This window comes from Vibrio ouci (genome assembly GCF_004551525.1).
Classification (GTDB): Bacteria; Pseudomonadota; Gammaproteobacteria; order Enterobacterales; family Vibrionaceae; genus Vibrio; species Vibrio ouci.
The window spans coordinates 1-739 of record NZ_SATR01000258.1 but is presented as its reverse complement, the minus strand read 5'-3'; the positions used below and the strand labels follow the sequence as shown (position 1 = coordinate 739).

At 40.5% G+C, this 739-nt stretch carries 2 rRNA genes; both read left to right on the top strand.

The features are described from left to right. A 23S ribosomal RNA gene (locus tag ELS82_RS25545) occupies nt 1–121 on the top strand; the annotation flags it as partial. 87 nt (nt 122–208) lie between these two features. Next, nucleotides 209–324: ribosomal RNA gene (gene rrf, locus ELS82_RS25540) — 5S ribosomal RNA — on the top strand. The last annotated feature ends 415 nt before the right edge of the window (nt 325–739 follow it).

Below are 739 nucleotides of genomic sequence, written 5' to 3'. Positions count from 1 at the left end.
CTTCCCTGACCCCTTGAGGGTCCTAAAGGGTTGTTCGAGACTAGAACGTTGATAGGCAGGGTGTGTAAGCGTTGTGAGGCGTTGAGCTAACCTGTACTAATTGCCCGTGAGGCTTAACCATACAACACCCAAAGGGTTTTGTGGACTCGATGTAAGAACATTGAATGTGTATTGAGAATTAAAACAGCTTTCCGAATTAAAGAATTTGCTTGGCGACCATAGCGATTTGGACCCACCTGATTCCATGCCGAACTCAGAAGTGAAACGAATTAGCGCCGATGGTAGTGTGGGGYTTCCCCATGTGAGAGTAGGACATCGCCAGGCTTTAATTTCGACTTTGCTTATTTATTAAGCAAGTCACCATAAAGTTCTAAATTATTTTAGAGTTTTATGTTGACTTACAGAGTCAATAGCGTATTATACGCGTCCTGCTTGAGTGCTAAGGCACTGAAAGCAAAGCTCTTTAACAATATAAACCTATCAATCTGTGTGGGCACTCGTTGATGATAATCCAATTAGATATTCTTTCTTTATAGAGAGCGGTATCAAATTAGGTTTCAATGAAACGAAGTGACCAATACGAATAACTTCGGTTATTTGGCACAGTCAATTCATTATCGTTCTGTTGGAACGATAATAGCTTTAAAATTACACAGTAGTTTTGAAGTCAGTATTCATTGAGCCGAACAAAATCTTAAATTGAAGAGTTTGATCATGGCTCAGATTGAACGCTGGCGGC